This is a genomic window from Prevotella sp. Sow4_E9_plate, assembly GCF_052116205.1.
In the GTDB taxonomy this organism is placed as follows: Bacteria; Bacteroidota; Bacteroidia; order Bacteroidales; family Bacteroidaceae; genus Prevotella.
Genome location: NZ_JBQKLN010000136.1, coordinates 1 through 593 on the forward strand (window position 1 = coordinate 1; position 593 = coordinate 593).

1 pseudogene is annotated in these 593 nt (G+C 40.8%); it reads right to left on the bottom strand.

The window, feature by feature from the left end:
* Nucleotides 1-414 (bottom strand): annotated as a pseudogene (locus ACTQ53_RS17575) (IS66 family transposase); the annotation flags it as partial.
* Nucleotides 415-593 lie beyond the last annotated feature (179 nt).

The following is a 593-nucleotide window of genomic DNA, read 5'->3' on the forward strand; positions in this document are numbered from 1 at the left end:
CTGTGCCAAGGTATCCTTGTAGTCACGACTCGCCGAGACAAACAGTCTTCTAACGTGCGACCAGCAACATACATGAGTACAGTCCTTCAACTTATTGAAGTAAAGGTATGCTGCATAGGCATCGGTCATCAACGTGCCCTTGAAGTCACCAAGGAACTCCTTGATAACCTCTTTCTTACGACTACCATACAGATAATAGCAGACCTTGGTGGTCAAGTTGACAATGACCCACATATATCGCTTCTTATAATGCACCTCACCATTGGCATCCGTCACCTTAGTGTCAACCCAGGACTCATCACAATAAATCGTTGAGCCAGGTTTCAATAGCCATTGTTTGATGGTCTCCTGACAATTCTCCAAGAACTCAGCACCATGTCGCAACCAGTTGAAAATAGTAGACTTAGACAGTAAATCACCGTTAGAACGTAACTACTGATTTTCAGCAGTTAGCACATCCAACATTTTTCAAAAAAAGCATATTATTAATTAGGGTGTCCAGTTCTCTGTTCTTAAAAACAAGCTGGAAACATCCCTGTTAATTGTTAATATTACGCTCTGATATTTAACGTTTCATGTAACGAAATAGTTCT